The sequence below is a fragment of the Undibacterium sp. Tian12W genome (genome assembly GCF_049339405.1).
Taxonomy (GTDB): domain Bacteria; phylum Pseudomonadota; class Gammaproteobacteria; order Burkholderiales; family Burkholderiaceae_D; genus Undibacterium.
Genome location: NZ_JBMPPK010000001.1, coordinates 457382 through 475374, shown reverse-complemented (window position 1 = coordinate 475374; position 17993 = coordinate 457382). Strand labels below are relative to the sequence as shown.

Sequence of the window (17993 nt, the reverse complement as noted above, 5' to 3'; positions counted from 1 at the left end):
TTTATCCACTTTTACGACAATTCTGTCGGTTTTTGCCAAATTCCATTCGGAAAATTGCCACAATCACCATTCATTACCGTATAAACTTCAAGGCTGTTGGCGCGTGGTGCATCGCAATAAGTTAGAATGGACTTTTATATATCCGTCCAACCACGTCACTGATGAATGCTCCAGCCCAGATACAGGCCTTGCTCGCAGATGCACCCCAAGGCGCCACACCGACCCGCGTGCGGGAAATTCCCTATAACTATACGTCGTTTTCTGACCGCGAAATCGTTATCCGCCTGCTAGGTGAAGATGCCTGGCAATTGCTGGATCAATTGCGCGGCAAACGCCAGACCGGGCGATCTGCGCGCATGCTGTATGAAGTGCTGGGTGATATCTGGGTAGTGCAGCGCAATCCCTATCTGCAAGACGACATGCTGGACAACCCAAAGCGTAGACAGGATTTGATCGATGCGCTGAACCACAGGCTGGCTGAAGTAGAAAAACGTCGCCTGAGCACCGTCAACGATGATGCAGAACGTAGCAATAGCGTGGAAACGCTGGTGCAGGCTGCCCGCAAGGCGGTGGCAGCGTTTTCCAAGGATTTCCGCGACACCTATGATTTGCGCAAGAAAGCCAACAAGTTGCTGGCGCGTTTTACTGCAAAAGACAATATCAAGTTCGATGGCCTGAGCCGCGTATCGCATGTCACTGATGCAACCGACTGGCGCGTGGAATATCCCTTTGTTGTGCTGACGCCAGACACTGAAGATGAAATGGCTGGTCTCGTCAAAAGCTGTATAGAACTGGGCCTGACCATCATCCCGCGTGGCGGTGGCACGGGTTATACCGGTGGCGCTATCCCGCTGACGCCTTTGTCGGCAGTCATCAATACAGAAAAACTCGAACAACTGGGCGAAGTCGAAATGACACGCCTGCCTGGCGTAGACCGCGATTATGCGGTTATCTATTCCGGTGCCGGTGTCGTCACCAAGCGCGTCTCGGATGCGGCTGAAAAAGCCGGTTTTGTATTTGCAGTTGACCCAACCTCGGCCGAAGCCTCATGCATAGGTGGCAACGTCGCCATGAATGCGGGCGGCAAGAAGGCGGTATTGTGGGGCACGGCGCTCGACAACCTGGCCTCATGGCGCATGGTTGATCCTAACGGTGACTGGCTGGAAGTGACACGCCTTGAACATAACCTCGGCAAAATCCATGATGTGGAAATGGCGAAGTTCAAGCTTGAATGGACACACCCTGGCGAGAAGCAGCCGTTCAAGACCGAGCAGCTTGATATCAAGGGCCGCGTCTTCCGCAAAGAAGGCCTGGGCAAGGACGTGACTGACAAATTCCTCGCGGGTTTGCCTGGCGTGCAAAAAGAAGGTTGCGATGGTCTCATTACATCGGCACGCTGGATCTTGCACAAGATGCCCAAGTTTGCCCGCACTGTCTGCCTGGAATTTTTTGGCCAGGCACGGGATGCCATACCAAGCATAGTAGAAATCAAAGATTACCTCGATAACGAAACCCGCAAGGGCGGCGCTATTCTGGCAGGTCTTGAACATCTGGATGAACGCTATCTGCGCGCTGTCGGTTATACGACCAAATCCAAGCGCGGTGTCTTGCCCAAGATGGCGCTGTTTGGCGACATCGTCGGTGATGATGAAAACGCCGTGGCCCAGGCTGCGTCTGAAGTCATACGTATTGCCAATACCCGCGTCGGAGAAGGCTTTGTGGCCGTCAGCCCTGAAGCCCGCAAAAAATTCTGGCTGGACCGCGCCAAGACCGCAGCGATTTCCAAACACACCAATGCCTTTAAGATCAATGAAGACGTGGTGATACCGCTGAACCGCATGGGTGAATACACCGATGGCATAGAGCGCATCAACATAGAATTATCGATACAAAACAAGCTGGCCTTGCTCGATGGCTTGAAAGGTTTTTTTGCCAAGCGCAATCTGCCGCTGGGTAAGAGTGAAGATGCAGCCGGTGATGATATCCCCGCATCAGAATTGCTGGAAGACCGTGTCAATGAAGCCAATGCACTCTTGCAGGCAGCAGAAGCACGCTGGACTTATCTGCTGAATAATCTCGACAAGCCACTCAGTGCAGCCAAGGCGGAATTGCTGGAACTGGGTCTGGACAAGCTGGAATTTGTCTTCGACGAAAGATTAAAAATACAGCCTGATGTGACCGTATTTTCCATCGTCCAGGACAGGACAGTGCGGGTATCCTGGAAGACAGAAATCCGTGCACAATTGCGCCAGATTTTCAGCGGCTCTGCCTTCAAGCTGATACTTGATGAATGCGTGGCCGTGCATAAAAAAGTCTTGCGCAGCCGCGTCTTCGTCGCCCTGCACATGCATGCTGGTGATGGTAATGTGCACACCAACTTGCCTGTCAATTCTGATGATTATGAAATGCTGCAAGTGGCGCATCATGCCGTTGCCCGCATCATGGTCCTGGCCCGTTCGTTGAATGGTGTTATCTCTGGCGAGCATGGCATAGGTATCACCAAGCTGGAATTCTTGACTGAAGATGAGATCAAGGATTTCCGCTCGTATAAATTACGCATAGACCCTGAAGGCCGCTTCAACAAGGGTAAGCTGCTGAATCTGCCAGATTTTGCTGCCGACTTGCGCAATGCCTACACGCCTTCATTTGGCCTGATGGGGCATGAATCGCTGATCATGCAGCAAAGCGATATTGGAGCAATCGCCAATAGCGTCAAGGATTGCCTGCGCTGCGGCAAGTGCAAACCTGTCTGCGCAACCCATGTGCCGCGCGCCAATTTGCTGTATTCGCCACGTAACAAAATCCTGGCGACCTCACTGCTGGTCGAAGCCTTTTTGTATGAAGAGCAGACGCGCCGCGGCATCTCCATCAAGCACTGGGAAGAATTTGAAGACGTGGCCGACCACTGTACGGTCTGCCATAAATGCGTAACGCCCTGTCCGGTCGATATCGACTTTGGTGATGTGTCGATGAATATGCGCAATCTCTTGCGCAAGATGGACAAGAAGTCTTTCAACCCCGGCACGGCGTCAGCCATGTTCTTTTTGAACGCCAAAGACCCGGCCACCATCAAGGCGGCGCGTCAGGTGATATTTGGCTGGGGTGTGGCGGCACAACGCCTCGGTAATACGGTATTGAAAAAACTCGCCAAAAAACAGACCAAGGCACCACCAGCGAGCCTGGGCAAGCCTGTCATGCGCGAGCAGGTAATCCACTTCATCAACAAGAAAATGCCGGGCAATCTGCCCAAGAAAACCGCACGTGCCTTGCTGGATATTGAAGATGACAAGATGGTCCCCATCATCCGCAATCCACAAACCACGACAGCAGATACGGAAGCCGTGTTTTACTTCCCAGGCTGCGGTTCAGAACGACTGTTCTCACAAGTCGGCCTGGCAACCCAGGCAATGTTGTGGAATGTAGGCGTGCAAACCGTGCTGCCGCCGGGTTACCTGTGCTGTGGTTACCCGCAACGCAGTGCCGGCCAGTTCGACAAGGCCGAGAAGATGATCACCGATAATCGCGTGCTCTTCCATCGCATGGCGAATACCCTGAACTATCTGGATATCAAGACCGTCGTGGTTTCTTGCGGCACCTGCTATGACCAGATACAGGGCTATGAATTCGACAAGATCTTCCCTGGCTGCCGTATCATCGACATCCATGAATTTTTGCTGGAAAAAGATGTCAAGCTGGCCGCAGTGAATGGCACGCGTTATATGTATCATGACCCTTGCCATACACCGATGAAATTGCAAGACCCGCTGAAAACAGTCAATGCGCTGATCACCACGGTTGATGCAGTCAAGATAGAAAAGAATGATCGTTGCTGCGGTGAAGCCGGTACGCTGGCAGTATCGCGTCCTGATATCTCTACGCAAATACGCTTCCGCAAGGAAGAAGAAATGAACAAGGGCGCAGACAAACTGCGCGCTGACGGTTTTACTGGTGACGTTAAAATCCTGACATCCTGCCCGGCCTGTCTGCAAGGCTTGACGCGCTACGATGAAGACTCTGGCACGACTGCCGACTACATCGTCGTCGAAATGGCCAAGCATATCCTGGGGCCAAACTGGATGCCGGAATACGTCGCCAAAGCCAATAACGGTGGTATAGAAAGGGTGCTGGTGTAATGAGCATTGTGTGTGAATTATGTGATGTCCGTGCTGGCGATATCCTCGTCAGCACCGAGCAGCTACGCGTCATCCTCGTTGATGACGCCAACTACCCCGGCTTTTGCCGCGTCATCTGGAATGCGCATGTCAAAGAGATGACGGATTTGTCCGAGGCTGACAGGGCTGTTTTCATGCAAGCTGTCTGGAAGCTGGAAGCAGCCATACGTGCTGTCATGCAGCCGCACAAGATGAATGTCGCCAGCCTTGGCAATATGGTGCCGCATCTGCACTGGCATCTGATCCCGCGTTATACCGATGATGCGCATTTCCCCAACCCCATCTGGGCGGCTGCGCATGGCAATGCTGACCAAGCTGCACTGGACGCACGTCGCAACTTGTTGCCGCAATTAAGGCAAACCATTATTTCGAATTTCGCATCATGAGCATAGGCAATCCACAACCCACTTCCTTGAATGCCCGCACCCAATCGCGTGTGCTTGAAGTCGCCTTTGATGATGGCAAGGAGTTTTCTTTGCCGTTTGAATTACTGCGCGTGTCTTCACCCTCTGCCGAAGTGCGTGGCCATGGGCCGGGGCAAGAGACCCTGCAAACCGGCAAGCGCGATGTTGGCATTGTGGGCATAGAGCCAGTCGGCAATTATGCGATCAAGCCTATTTTTTCTGATCAGCATAGCTCGGGGATTTTTACCTGGGATTATCTGTATTGGCTGGGAGAAAACCAGGCACAGGTCTGGCAGGAATATCTGGAGAAATTGCAGGCGGCGGGGTTTGCGGGGGATACTGGGCGGGATGCGCCTATGCCGGTGAAGGGTGGGGGGAGTTGTGGTACTAAGCATTGAGTCAGCATCTATCTCAGATATCAATTCTCAGATTTCACGTCTCAGGTGTAGACCAGCACTGCCATCTTTTGATAAGCCGTACACACATTAACGTCATTCCTGCGCAGGCAGGAATCTAGTGGCGTTCGTAGTATGCCGTGTAGTTTATTAATGTCAGAATCGTGTGATTTTGTGAGTCGATTTTAAAACGGTTTCACATCTTATTAAGATCGCGGTCCGTAGGTTGGGCTACGCTTCACCAGCCCAACACTCGGCCTCAGATCAACGTATTCCTAAAAAACGAAACGATATTTCTGAATTCGTTTTTTAACTACCTGCACAAGTGATTTAAGATTGCAGGCCGGTGGTAGACCGGCGGCTACATACCTTTTTGCTTCGCCAAAAAGGTATGCCAAAAAGGCGACCCAGGCGTCGCTGCCCCCTAAAGGGGGTTCCCTTTGCTGCAAGTCAAAAAATGGGAAAGTCCGAAAACTCGCCTGCGGCTCAAACATCGGCCTTTCTTTTTCCATTTTCTGCCTTGCAGCAAAGGCATCGACACATGGGAACTGCAAAATTCAAGGACAACCCCAACTTCAAAAGCGCAGCCAATACGATTGCTGTTTTTGTGGAGTTGTAATTTCTATGCGATTGGTCACTTACTCCAAATCCGCCTTATCAAGATAAATCGTCCCCTTAACACCAGACCGCTTATCCACCTTAGCCTGCAAAACCTGCAAAAACTCCACATCACTCACAGCCTGCAACCCCGTCTTCTTCACCACCACATCCGCCATCGCCGCAGTCGCTGGCACACTGATCGCGATCACATGATCAAAGTCAGGGCGGCTATCAATTTTCTTCAACAGAAAGCGTTGCGTGCCATTACCTATCTGATGATAAACAGCCTGATTGTTGTTACGCATTTGCGGCGATAACTGGCGGAAGATCAGGGTTTTTTCTACAACGACAGCCACATCCTTGTATTCGGTTTTGCCACCCTGTTCAAAATGCCCAAGCACGATATTGGTCTTGAACTGTTTCAGTGGCAGCTTGCTGTCTGCGGCCAGTCTGGCGATCTCGAATTGTTCTGGTTCCATGGTCCACAAGACCAGTTTTTGTTCCAGCCTGGCTTTGATAGCCGCATCCAGCTTTTGATCAAGGCAGTGTATCTGCAGTACGACCTGGTAATCATGCGGTGCATGGAACATCGGCAGGTGGGACACATACATGCCTTCGCTGTTGCCGAACAAAAGCATGCCGTGCACGCCCCAGGTGGGGCCGTGTTTGTTTTCGGCGTGGGCGTTGAAGATGCAGCAAAAGCTGAGCACGAAGAAAGAGAGCAAGCGTTTCATCTGCTTATACCTTTACCAGCAATTTGCCGCGATGTTCGCCGGTGAATAAAGAATTCAGGGCGCTTGGCAACTGTTCAAAACCATCGATGATGGTTTCTTCAAACACCAGCTCACCCGCTTTGACCCAGGGTGAGACGATGGCCAGCATTTCATCCATGCGGTGCAGGTAATCGCGGGCCAGTATGCCCTGGATAGTGGCGCGCTGGTAGAGCATGTGTTGCAGCAGGCGTGGGCCCATTTCTGCCACGTCCAGGCCGCCGTTGTACTGGCTGATCTGGCCGCAGATGATGATGCGGGCGCGACGTTTGATGATGGGGAGGATGGCATCGGTGACCATGCCACCGACATTGTCGAAATACACATCGACACCGCCTGTGAGCTTGAGTATTTCCTGGCTCAGTGTTTCGTCACTGCTGTATGCCTTGTAATCAAGCGCCCAGTCAGCACCCAGCTTGTCTTTCAGCCATGCGCATTTTTCTGCGCCACCAGCGATACCCAACACTTTTGCGCCATGGCGTTTGGCGAATTGCACGACCAGTGAGCCAACTGCGCCGGCTGCGCCAGATACCACGACCACTTCACCCGCATGTGGCTTGCCTGCTTCGGTCAGGCCAAACCAGGCCGTGCGGCCGGGCATGCCGAGTACGCCCAGTGCCGTGGATACGGAAGCAATCGCCGGGTCGATTTTTGTCAGCGCGCTGACATGCACACGCGCATGGCTTTGCCAGCCAGTCATGCCAAATACCCAGTCACCTTCCTTGAGGCTCGCGGCATTCGACGCCAGCACCTGGCCGACTACGCCAGCAGCTTGCACGGTATTGAGCGGGTGAGGCTCCGGGTTATAGGTAGGTTTGGATGACTGGTTGATGCGCATGTAGGGGTCTACGCTGATATAGCGGGCGGCGATCAATACTTCGTCGCGGTCCAGCGAGGTATCGAGTGGCTGACTGCGCAATTCATAGTGTTCATCGCTGACGACGCCTGTGGGATGGCGGCTGTATATCCATTGCTGGTGTATCTGGTTTTCAGTGCTGGTCATGGCGGGATCAAGATGAGTAAAAGATGCTGACATAGTAGGTCTGTTAAAATGTCTCGTAAAGCAATATAAATTCACTTTTAATGTCCAAATTGGAAATTTAAACGAGAAACCTAAAGGAACATAAGCAAGATGAACCTCATAGACCTCAAAATCTTTGCCTGTGTGGCAAGACAGCCATCGCTGGGAGCTGCCGCGCTGGAACTGCACCTGACTCCTTCTGCCATTTCCAAGGCCTTGCGCAGGCTGGAGGGCGATCTGGATACGGTGTTGTTTGACCGCTCTGCCAAGCAGCTCAGCCTGAATGCCAGCGGCCAGCGCATGCTGGACTTTGCCCGCAATATGCTGTCCATGGCTGACCAGGCCAAGGCCGATGTACGGGGTGACGATGCCAGCATCAGTTGCCGCGTGGCAGGCCCTGCCATACTGCTGTGGCGGCATGCCGATCAACTGGCGCAAGCCATGGCAGCTTACCCGGCGGCAGACATGCATTTGCTCAGCATGTATGAAGAAGATGCCCTCGCAGCATTAGCCAGGGGTGAGGCGAGTCATGCCCTGGTCACCAGCGAAGTCTTACATGGCCGCACTGCGCACTGGTCGGCGGACTGGGCCAGTATCTCGCTGGGTATGTTAAGGCTGCAACTGCTGGCGGGCAGGCAACATCCCTTGCTGGCTGATGCTGGCGGTCAGCAAGAGCAGAGTTTTACCAGCGCACAGGTGCTGGTCCATGATTTTGTCAGCCCGGCGCGATCATTGTTTTGCGGCAAGCAACGTGGCAAGCATTCTGATGGCTGGCGAGATGACCAGTTTCCGCGTCGCATCGCCTACTGGATAGATGATTTGCAATTGCTGCTGGCCATGGTCAGGTCGGGCAAGGCGCTGGCCTACCTGCCTGATTTTGCCCTCGACGATGCTGGCCTGGTTCGCCTTGAGGTGACAGACTGCGGTTTTCAATGTGTGGAAGAAGTTCATCTGGTCTGGAATACCCGGAATGCAGCGCAGTGGCAGCAGGCTGTGAGCAGGGTGTTGACAGAGGGGGCGTGATTTTTTTCAGCCGGGTGCGGAAATTTACGGTGGTTGAGATACAATCCGTTACATAACAAGATGAATGTCGGCCAACGGAAATTTCTACAGTCGTCAGAAAACCGTGATAATTCAGGATTCTTGAAGAAAACAGGGCAGATAACATGAGCAATACCACCCATTTTGGTTACACCACTGTAGAAGAAGACCAGAAAGTCCATAAGGTCGCCGAGGTTTTTCATTCTGTCGCCGCCAAATATGATGTCATGAATGACATGATGTCGGCTGGTTTGCACAGGGTCTGGAAGATATTCACTGTTGCCCAGGCGGGTGTGCGCCCTGGTTTCAAGGTGCTCGATATTGCAGGTGGTACGGGTGATTTGACCAAGGAATTCACGCGCCAGGCGGGCAAGACCGGTGAAGTCTGGCATACCGATATTAACGAGTCCATGCTCAGGGTAGGGCGTGACCGCCTCTTGAATAAGGGCTTGATCACCCCCACTTTACTATGTGACGCAGAAAAATTACCTTTCCAGGATAATTACTTTGACAGAGTGACTGTGGCGTTTGGTTTGCGCAATATGACGCACAAGGATCAGGCACTGGCAGAAATGCAGCGTGTACTGAAACCAGGTGGCAAATTGCTGGTGCTGGAATTTTCTAAAGTGCCGGAAATCCTGCAAAAACCTTATGACCTGTATTCTTTCAAGGTTTTGCCCTGGATGGGACAAAAAATAGCTGGCGATGCTGACAGTTATAAGTATCTGGCTGAATCCATACGTATGCATCCTGATCAGGAAACCCTGAAAACGATGATGGAAACAGCAGGGCTCGACAGCGTGCAATATTTTAATTTGACGGCAGGTGTGGCCGCTTTACACACCGGTATTAAGTACTGACAACTTAAGTACTGAAGTAAATAAGCTTGAAGTAAACCTTGAAACAAACAGGAGTCGAATGATGAAAAAGTTTCTGATCGCCATGCTGGTCGTAGCAAGTACGATGGCAATGACAGTGTCTGACGCAGAAGCCAAGCGTCTTGGTGGTGGCGGCTCTATAGGTCGTCAGTCTAACAATGTGACGCGCCAGGCTACACCGCCGTCACCAGCCAATGCGGCCAAGCCAGCAGCGGCACCTGCGCCTGCTGCCGGTGCGCCTGCAGTGGCACCACCTAAACCAGGTATCCCCTGGAAGGGTATTGCCGGTGGTTTGATCGGTGGTGCCTTGCTGGGTGCAGCCTTGTCGCATTTTGGCCTGGGTGGCGCAGCTGCCAGCATGCTGGGTAGCTTGTTGACCTTTGCCTTGATCGGCTTTGCGATTTTCTTCGTGATCCGTCTGTTCCGTAACAAGAATGGTCAAAACACGGGAAATAGTTTTAATCAGCCAGCGTTTGCCGGAGCGACACCATTGTCACCAGTGACGCCTCAGCCTATGGCTTTCCAAAACAATGCGCCGGCTTCATCAGGCAGCAATGCTGATACCAATGCCAACTGGACTATTCCGGCTGACTTTGATGTGCCGGGCTTCCTGCGTAATGCAAAAAGCTATTTCATCCGCCTGCAAGCGGCATGGGACAAGGCTGACATCAATGATTTGCGTGAATTCACGACAGCAGAAATGTATGCTGAACTGAAACTGCAAATCCAGGAACGTGGTGCATCTTCCAATGTCACCGATGTTGTGACCTTGAATGCAGATATGCTGGGCGTGGAAACCGTGGGTGCTGATTATCTGGCCAGTATCAAGTTCACAGGCATGATCAAGGAAGCTGCCAATGCGCCTGCAGAAGCCTTCAATGAAGTATGGAACTTGTCCAAGCCAGTTAATGGCCAGGGTGGTTGGGTATTGGCCGGTATCCAACAAATGTAATCAAGGACTCACGCAAAACGCCCCAGCGGCGTTACAGTGCCTAGCCGTACGAAGTACTGTCGTCGTCGCTGTAACATTGCTGGAACAATTTTGCGAGAGTCCTTAAAGTTTGATACGTCGCAGGTATGTCCATTGCGATAAGCTGTTAAACTGGAACCGCCCTGCAATTGCTGGGCGGTTTTTTTATTTGCACGATAGATCTGGTTGCCATTTCTGAGCCAGCCAGGTATTTTGCAACAGCCCTGATTTGAACATGATCCCCTCCGCACCTTTTGTAACTTTTATCAATCATCTGCTGGCACAAGAAAGCTGGGCTAAAAACAAGCTCTTGCCACATGCCGGTAAAATTGCCTGTATAGACTTGCAAACCATGCAGTTGCGCCTCAAAGTCGCGCCAGATGGTTTGTTGGAAAATGCCGCTGCTGACGAGCTGGCGCAAGTCACCATCTATGTCAAACTTAGCGATTTGCCGCTGATCGCACAAAACCGTGACCGTGCCTTTTCCTATGTCAAAATAGAAGGTGATGCAGATTTTGCTAATACCATCTCCAACCTTAGCCAGAACCTGCGCTGGGAAGCGGAGGAAGATTTGAGCAAGTTGTTTGGCGATGTGGCAGCAGTGCGTATGGTTGGCTTTGCCAAATCCCTGCATAAGACTGCGCTGGAAACCCATCAAAAAATCCAGGAAAACCTGGCTGAATATTTTTTAGAAGAAAACCCCATGCTGGTCAGGCCCCAGGCCGTGCAGGGCTTTAGTGCCGAAGTCAACAAGACGCGGGATGATGTCGAGCGTCTTATCAAGCGCATCGAAAAACTGGAAAGGATGCGCGGATGATATTGAAGTTTCTCAGGCTGGCGAAAATCATACGTATCGCCATCAAATATGGCATTGATGAAATCGCGATTTCTGGTCTGTCCGTGCCACGCACTGCGCGCCTGATTGATACTGTCATATTCTGGCGTGATATCTCGGCACCACGTGGTGAGCGCCTGCGCAAGGCGCTGGAAGAACTAGGCCCCATATTCGTCAAATTTGGCCAGGTATTATCAACCCGGCGCGACCTCATGCCGCCAGACATTGCCGATGAGCTGGCACACCTGCAAGATCGCGTGCCCTCATTCGATCCTGATCTGGCGATAGCGCAAATCAAGAAATCCCTGGGTTCGCATCCGGACCAGTTGTTTGCCAGTTTTGAGCGCGTGCCGGTCGCTTCGGCCTCCATCGCGCAGGTGCATTTCGCCACTCTGAAAGATGGCCGGGAAGTTGCTGTCAAGGTGCTGCGTCCCGGCATGAAAGAAGCCATTGATGATGACGTGGCGCTCATGCAAATTGCAGCAGGCTGGCTGGAAGCCCTGTGGGCAGATGGCAAACGCCTCAAAGCCAAAGAAGTCGTGGCCGAATTTGACAAGTATCTGCATGATGAGCTCGATCTCATGCGCGAAGCTGCCAACGGTAGCCAGTTGCGCCGCAATTTTGCAGATTCGGATTTGCTGCTTGTGCCAGAGATGTATTGGGATTATTGCTCGTCCTCGGTCATCGTCATGGAACGCATGCAGGGCATACCGATTTCGCAGCTGGATAAATTGCGTGAAGCCGGTGTCGATTTGCAAAAACTGTCGCGCGATGGCGTGACCATTTTCTTTACCCAGGTGTTTCGTGATGGTTTTTTTCATGCCGATATGCACCCCGGCAATATCCTGGTATCGACCGCACCAGCGACGCTAGGCCGTTATATCGCGCTGGACTTTGGTATCGTCGGTACGCTCAATGATTTCGACAAGGATTATCTGTCGCAAAACTTTTTGGCTTTCTTCCAGCGTGATTACAAGCGTGTGGCAGAGGCGCATATAGAATCAGGCTGGGCACCCAAAGAGACACGCGTGGATGAACTTGAGGCGGCAGTGCGCGCCTGTTGCGAACCCATCTTTGACCGGCCATTGAAAGACATTTCTTTTGGCCAGGTCTTGCTGCGTCTGTTCCAGACTTCACGTCGCTTTAATGTGGAAGTGCAACCGCAACTGGTGCTGCTGCAAAAAACCTTGCTGAATATCGAAGGCCTGGGCCGTCAGCTGGACCCTGATCTCGATTTATGGAAAACCGCCAAACCTTATCTGGAACGCTGGATGAGCGAGCAGGTAGGCTGGCGCGGTTTGATAGAAAAACTCAAGGCCGAAGCACCCCGCTATAGCCACATCTTCCCGCAATTGCCACGCCTTGCGCACCAGGCGCTGACACGCGCAGCTGAACCCAGACATAGCGATGACATGTTGATGGCGCTGTTGTCAGAGCAAAGACGCACTAACCGCCTGTTACGCACCATCGTGTATTTTGGTGCAGGCTTGTTCTCTGGCGTTGTGGTGGCACAATTGCTGCTTCATTTTTATTTCAAAATCTGAACCACACTATGTGACACGCAAGCATGGCTGATTTCCTGAATCGTGATCCACGCAATCCGCAATTCTGGGATGAACGTTTTGAAAAAAACTTCACTCCCTGGGATAAGGGCAATGTCCCGGCGGAATTAAAGGCTTTCATGCAGGCAAGATTGCAGATAACATCGCAAGTCACACAGCAAACACTGAACACCCTCATTCCCGGTTGCGGCAACGGCTATGAAGCAGCATTCCTGGCACAGGCAGGCTGGCCAGTTGTGGCTATCGATTTTTCCCCTGCTGCAGTGCGTAGCGCGCAGGCTGCAATAGGTGAGTGGGGCAAGCATGTCATCGAGGCAGATTTTTTTGTCTACACACCTACGCAACCGCTGGGCCTGATTTATGAGCGCGCCTTCTTTTGCGCCCTACCTCCTGCGATGCGGGCAGATATCGTCAAACGCTGGGCGGCACTGTTACCGACAGGCGCTTTACTGGCCGGGTATTTTTTCTTTGATGATGCGCCAGATGCATCCATCAAAGGGCCGCCGTTTACCGTACACAGTGCTGCATTTCGTGAATTGATGTCGCCGTATTTTGACTTGCTCGAAGAGCGGGCTGTCAGTGATTCCATACCCGTGTTTGCAGGTAAGGAAAAGTGGCAGGTTTGGCGGCGCTTGTAATATCGTAATCGCGGTTGGGTTAATCGTAGGTTGGGCTAGGGTGTAGGTTGGGCTACGCTTCATTAGCCCAACACTCGGCCTTTGCAAATGTTTACGTGATTTAAATGCCGAGTGTTGGGCTGATACCCCGTAGCCTAGCGAGGCCCGGCCCAACCTACGAAGTTAACGCGCTCAATACTTACAGGCACACCCCTTGCTTGCCATTCCCTCACACTGACCACGTCATAAGCCGGTCACCTCTATGCTTCACTCTCCCTCATGGCATCTGCCTCTTGAAAGGGAATCAATGAATAAAACAGTCACACTGGCATTGCAAGGTGGTGGTTCGCATGGCGCACTGACCTGGGGCGTGCTTGATCGCTTGCTCGAAGATGGACGTGTCAGCATAGAGGCGATCAGTGGTGCCAGTGCCGGTGCCATGAATGCCGTAGCACTTGCGCACGGTTATCTTGATGGCGGGGCTGATGGTGCCAGGCAGGCGCTGAAAAAATTCTGGGATAGCGTCGCCAGCAGTTCTCCGTTCAGCACGCCTCTGGACGAACATGCACTGACGGCAGATATCGCAGCGCAGTCTGAACTGCCAGCCGCCATGAAACATCTGTTTGCCTGGACACGGTTCTTTTCACCCAGCCAGCTCAATCCTTTTGACATCAACCCCTTGCGCGACATTTTGGCGGCGCAGATCGATTTCCAGCGATTGCGCGAGCAACCGGGCATAGAACTTTTTATTGCCACTACGCAAGTCAGTACCGGTACATTGAAACTGTTCCGCAACCGCCAGATGAGCCTGGATGTCTTGCTGGCGTCTGCCTGTTTGCCTATGGTACACAGGGCGGTAGAGATAGAGGGAGAGGCATACTGGGATGGCGGCCTGACTGCCAACCCGCCTTTATTCCCCTTGGTACATAAATGCAATGCCCGCGACATCATTGCCATCCTGTTGCATGCCCAGCCCAGGGCGCAAGTGCCTACATCCTCCAATGAAATCTGGCAACGCCTGACCGAGATGGGTTTCAGTTCTACCTTCCATACTGAATTGCAGGGCTTGCTACTGGCCAAGCGTGAAGCCGACCGTGGCTGGCTGACCTGGGGCCGGCTGGAACGCCGGCTACGCAAGCTGAACCTGCATGTGATTGCCGCACCTGAACTCATGAGCCAGTTGAGCAGCCATAGCAAACTGAATGCACAGGCAACATTTTTACATAGCCTGCATGCAGAAGGGCGGGCAAGAGCGCAAGTCTGGCTGGATCAGCATTTTGAGCAACTGGGGCAACAATCCAGCTTCAGGATGGCGCATCTGTTTCGTTAACTTCTGTGAGTACCTGGCTTGTATTTCCTTAGCGGGTTTTTTGTATCTGGCTATGGACTAGTGTTACCATCATCAGGTTTTCACTGGTATTCATTAGACAGACATGCGCCTATTCAAGTCCGCTTCCGACCTTACGCATCTAAATGGCATTCCCCTGCAGGCAGATGACGTCTATACGCTGCATACCGCAGCAGATTACCGTACTACCTTGCTGACCAGAATTGCCCAGGCAAAACACAGGATTTATTTATGCAGTCTGTATCTGCAAAACGATGAAGCCGGGGCTGAGATATTACAGGCTCTCTATGATGCCAAGAAGGCCAGGCCTGAGCTTGATATCGCTGTGTTGGTGGATTGGCACCGGGCACAAAGAGGCTTGATCGGCGCAGCAAAAAGTGGCGGCAATGCAGCCTGGTATCAAGAAATCAGCAAGGCTCATGCCTATACCGTGCCCCTGTATGGCATACCAGTGCAGACGCGTGAACTCTTTGGCGTGCTGCACCTGAAAGGCTTTGTCATTGATGATGAGGTGATCTACAGCGGTGCCAGCCTGAACAATGTTTATCTGCACAAGCAGGACAAATACCGCCATGACCGCTACCTGCTGATCCACAATAAAGTGCTGGCCAACAGCATGGTGCAATTCATCCGTGAGCATTTGTTATCAGCCGCTGCCGTGCACAGGCTGGACATGCCTCAGATACCAGCAACCCGCAGCATACGCCGCGAAATCAAGCAATTCAGAAGTCGGCTGAAAAGTGCCCGCTATGACTACAATGTGGTCGAGCAAGAACATGACAGGCATGGCCTGAGCGTGACACCGCTGGTGGGCGTGGGCAAAAACAATCCTTTGAATAAAGTCATCTGCCAGTTGCTGGCTGCCAGCAAGACACAGATCACCATCTGCACGCCTTATTTTAATTTCCCGCTTGCCGTCACGCGAGAGATCAATCGCGCCCTGAAGCGCGGCGTGCGTATCTGCATCATCGTTGGCGACAAGACTGCCAATGATTTCTTCATCCCGCCAGCAGAACCTTTCAAGGTCATCGCTGCCTTGCCCTATCTGTATGAAGTCAATCTGCGCCGCTTTGCCAAATCCCACCATGCAGAAATCACCAGCGGGCAATTGCAATTGCGCTTGTGGAAGGACGACGACAATACCTATCACCTGAAGGGCATGTGGATAGACCAGGATTATGCCCTCATGACAGGCAATAACCTCAACCCGCGCGCCTTCCGCCTTGACCTGGAAAATGCCTTGCTGATCCATGATCCGCAACATGAATTGCAACAGCAAAGACAGGATGAGTTGAATAGCATCATGGAGAAGACGACGGTCATTTCACATTACCGTGAGCTGGAAAAGAATACGGATTATCCTGATCCCGTGCGCAAGTTGCTGGGGCGGCTTAGTGGTACGCGGCTGGACAGGTTGGCGTACAGGGTTTTGTAGTTACGTCTTCCCCTTCAAGGGGATGTAGTCGGGGTTTTGCAAAGCGAGCTTTGCGCCGATGAAATCTAAGCCGCTTGCAAGCGGCGCAGTGGATAGGTTGGGATGTGGCTCTAGCGCAATTTGATTTTATGTTGATTAACCGAAACCCATCCCCACCCTAACCCTCCCCTTGAAGGGGAGGGGATTTAAAAAATAAAAAAACAAGACAGGAGACCGCATGAACCTGGCATTACTACTGCCACTGATAGGCATACCCCTCGTCGTCATCGGCTTTGCCCTGCGCTTCAACCCCTTGTTAGTTGTCACCGTCGCCGGTCTCGGCACAGGCTTCGCCGTCGGCATGGATTTCATGAGCCTGTTGGAAACCTTTGGTGAAAAATTCCTCAATAGCAGGCAGCTCACCAGCTCATTATTGATACTACCCATCATCGGTTTGCTGGAACACTATGGCTTGCGTGAACGCGCCCAGCAGTGGGTGGCGAGCATACGCAGTGCGACCACGGGCCGTATCCTGATGCTGTATTTTGTCGTACGTGAAGCCAGTGCCGCCATGGGTTTGCTAAGCCTGGGCGGGCAGGCGCAAACTGTGCGGCCTTTGCTGTCACCGATGGCAGAAGGTGCCGCCAGCAATTTGCATGGCGACTTGCCACCTGTGATACGCGACCGCATTGCTGCTCACGCCGCAGCTTGCGACAATGTCGCGCTATTCTTTGGGGAAGATATTTTCATCGCCTTTGGTGCAGTGCTGCTGATGACTGCTTTTCTCAAGGAAAATGGTATCAATGGCGTTGAACCACTGGCAATCGGTATCTGGGGTATCCCAACGGCGCTGTGTGCCTTGCTAATACACCTGTTCCGCCTGTCACGGCTGGATGCCAGTATTGCCAAAGACATTGCAGCCTGGCAGAAGTCTAATCAGCTAGAGCTGGCAGACCAGACAAATGCGGTGGTGAACGCATGAACAGCCTGGTCAGTCTTAATCTGGTTCTTTATCTCATAGGCACCATCGTCATGCTGCTGGCTTTCATGACCTTGCGCGATACCAGTAACCCGCGTCGTATCACAACGGCCTTGTTCTGGTTCCTGTTCGGCTTCAGTTTTTTGTTTGGTGATCTCATGCTGGCCACGCTGGGCAAGCCGCTGACTTACCGCATTGTTGGCATCACAGTCTTGTTGATGGCTGCGCTGGCAGGAGCGAATTTACTGGGCATGGGCAAACATCCCGATCATGACAGGCCAGCGCGTTTGCAAATCGCCGGCAAGCTGGGTAACCGCATCTTTATCCCGGCGCTGACGATACCCATCGTTACTGTCATATTGACAGTGGTGGTGAAAGATTTTCAGATTGGTAGCTGGTTTTTGCTGGACCAAAAGAATCTGACCCTGACTGCGCTATGCATAGCCTGTATTTGCGCGCTGGGCTTGGCTTGCCTGTACACCCGTGGCACGCCTATGCAAGCCGTACGTGAGTCGCGGCGCCTGGTGGACGCTATAGGCTGGGCGCTGATCTTGCCGCAAATGCTGGCCATGCTGGGTGGCGTGTTTGTTGCCGCCAAGACGGGGCAATCGATACAGGATATCGTCAAACTCTTCATCAACCCTGACAGCCGCATGACTTTGATCATCATGTATTGCGCAGGCATGGCCTTGTTCACTATGATCATGGGCAATGCTTTTGCGGCTTTCCCTGTCATGACAGCTGGTATCGCCTTGCCATTCCTGATCAACCAGCACCATGCCAACCCTGCCGCGCTGGTGGCGATAGGCATGTTCTCTGGTTATTGCGGCACCCTGATGACACCCATGGCCGCCAACTTCAATATCGTGCCAGCCGCCTTACTGGAGTTGCAAGATAAGTATCAAGTGATTAAAGTGCAGATACCGACAGCGCTGCTGGTGCTGACCTGCAATATCCTGTTGATACATTTCTTTGTCTTTCCCTGAT

General features: G+C 52.4%; 16 protein-coding genes. 13 read left to right on the top strand and 3 right to left on the bottom strand.

All coding sequences use genetic code 11. The features are described from left to right. Window positions 1-161 precede the first annotated feature (161 nt). Genes ACO0LI_RS01990 through ACO0LI_RS01980 form a run of 3 tightly spaced genes read left to right on the top strand, consistent with a single transcriptional unit; the run spans window position 162 to window position 4974 of the window. Window positions 162-4133 (top strand): DUF3683 domain-containing protein, encoded by a 3972-nt coding sequence (locus tag ACO0LI_RS01990; protein WP_423030449.1) that lies wholly within the window; start codon window positions 162-164, stop codon window positions 4131-4133. Then, window positions 4133-4558: an HIT family protein gene (locus tag ACO0LI_RS01985; protein WP_423030447.1), complete on the top strand. Its 426-nt coding sequence runs from the start codon at window positions 4133-4135 to the stop codon at window positions 4556-4558. Before ACO0LI_RS01990 ends, ACO0LI_RS01985 begins: the two co-directional genes overlap by 1 nt. Beyond that, a complete protein-coding gene (locus ACO0LI_RS01980) occupies window positions 4555-4974 on the top strand; it encodes a gamma-butyrobetaine hydroxylase-like domain-containing protein (RefSeq protein WP_423030445.1) in 420 nt (139 codons plus the stop codon). Before ACO0LI_RS01985 ends, ACO0LI_RS01980 begins: the two co-directional genes overlap by 4 nt. Before the next feature lie 272 nt (window positions 4975-5246). Here the strand turns inward: ACO0LI_RS01980 and ACO0LI_RS01975 are convergent, their stop codons facing one another. From ACO0LI_RS01975 to ACO0LI_RS01965, 3 genes are all read right to left on the bottom strand, one after another. Next, complete coding sequence (locus ACO0LI_RS01975) at window positions 5247-5483, bottom strand: hypothetical protein (RefSeq protein ID WP_423030443.1); 237 nt, start codon at window positions 5481-5483, stop codon at window positions 5247-5249. A 126-nt stretch (window positions 5484-5609) separates the two neighbouring features. After that, on the bottom strand, window positions 5610-6305 hold the full coding sequence (locus ACO0LI_RS01970; protein WP_423030441.1) for a hypothetical protein: 696 nt from the start codon (window positions 6303-6305) through the stop codon (window positions 5610-5612). A gap of 4 nt (window positions 6306-6309) precedes the next feature. Then, window positions 6310-7377 carry an NADP-dependent oxidoreductase gene (locus ACO0LI_RS01965; RefSeq protein ID WP_423030439.1) on the bottom strand — a complete coding sequence of 356 codons (1068 nt, stop codon included), beginning with the start codon at window positions 7375-7377 and terminating at the stop codon, window positions 6310-6312. Between the two features lie 96 nt (window positions 7378-7473). Here ACO0LI_RS01965 and ACO0LI_RS01960 point away from each other — a divergent pair, with 96 nt between their 5' ends. The 10 genes from ACO0LI_RS01960 to ACO0LI_RS01915 all read left to right on the top strand — a co-directional run bounded on the left by ACO0LI_RS01960 (window position 7474) and on the right by ACO0LI_RS01915 (window position 17992). Further along, window positions 7474-8385, top strand: a complete 912-nt coding sequence (locus ACO0LI_RS01960; RefSeq protein WP_423030437.1) for a LysR family transcriptional regulator — start codon at window positions 7474-7476, stop codon at window positions 8383-8385. A 143-nt stretch (window positions 8386-8528) separates the two neighbouring features. Further along, window positions 8529-9263: a bifunctional demethylmenaquinone methyltransferase/2-methoxy-6-polyprenyl-1,4-benzoquinol methylase UbiE gene (gene ubiE, locus ACO0LI_RS01955; RefSeq protein WP_423030435.1), complete on the top strand. Its 735-nt coding sequence runs from the start codon at window positions 8529-8531 to the stop codon at window positions 9261-9263. Between the two features lie 61 nt (window positions 9264-9324). Beyond that, complete coding sequence (locus ACO0LI_RS01950; RefSeq protein WP_423030433.1) at window positions 9325-10233, top strand: Tim44 domain-containing protein; 909 nt, start codon at window positions 9325-9327, stop codon at window positions 10231-10233. A 253-nt stretch (window positions 10234-10486) separates the two neighbouring features. After that, a complete protein-coding gene (locus ACO0LI_RS01945; protein ID WP_423030431.1) occupies window positions 10487-11068 on the top strand; it encodes a ubiquinone biosynthesis accessory factor UbiJ in 582 nt (193 codons plus the stop codon). Then, the gene (gene ubiB / locus ACO0LI_RS01940; RefSeq protein ID WP_423030429.1) at window positions 11065-12630 is read left to right on the top strand and encodes a ubiquinone biosynthesis regulatory protein kinase UbiB; all 1566 of its coding nucleotides are present in this window, start codon (window positions 11065-11067) and stop codon (window positions 12628-12630) included. The genes ACO0LI_RS01945 and ubiB overlap by 4 nt, the downstream gene beginning before the upstream one ends. A 23-nt stretch (window positions 12631-12653) precedes the next feature. Beyond that, window positions 12654-13286 carry a methyltransferase domain-containing protein gene (locus ACO0LI_RS01935; protein WP_423030427.1) on the top strand — a complete coding sequence of 211 codons (633 nt, stop codon included), beginning with the start codon at window positions 12654-12656 and terminating at the stop codon, window positions 13284-13286. Window positions 13287-13572: 286 nt separating this feature from the next. Next, window positions 13573-14595, top strand: a complete 1023-nt coding sequence (locus ACO0LI_RS01930) for a patatin-like phospholipase family protein (protein ID WP_423030425.1) — start codon at window positions 13573-13575, stop codon at window positions 14593-14595. A gap of 103 nt (window positions 14596-14698) precedes the next feature. Further along, window positions 14699-16048 (top strand): CDP-diacylglycerol--serine O-phosphatidyltransferase, encoded by a 1350-nt coding sequence (pssA, locus tag ACO0LI_RS01925; protein WP_423030423.1) that lies wholly within the window; start codon window positions 14699-14701, stop codon window positions 16046-16048. Window positions 16049-16265: 217 nt separating this feature from the next. Then, window positions 16266-17009, top strand: a complete 744-nt coding sequence (locus ACO0LI_RS01920; RefSeq protein ID WP_423030421.1) for a DUF969 domain-containing protein — start codon at window positions 16266-16268, stop codon at window positions 17007-17009. Continuing rightward, on the top strand, window positions 17006-17992 hold the full coding sequence (locus tag ACO0LI_RS01915; protein WP_423030419.1) for a DUF979 domain-containing protein: 987 nt from the start codon (window positions 17006-17008) through the stop codon (window positions 17990-17992). Before ACO0LI_RS01920 ends, ACO0LI_RS01915 begins: the two co-directional genes overlap by 4 nt. Window position 17993: the final 1 nt, after the last annotated feature.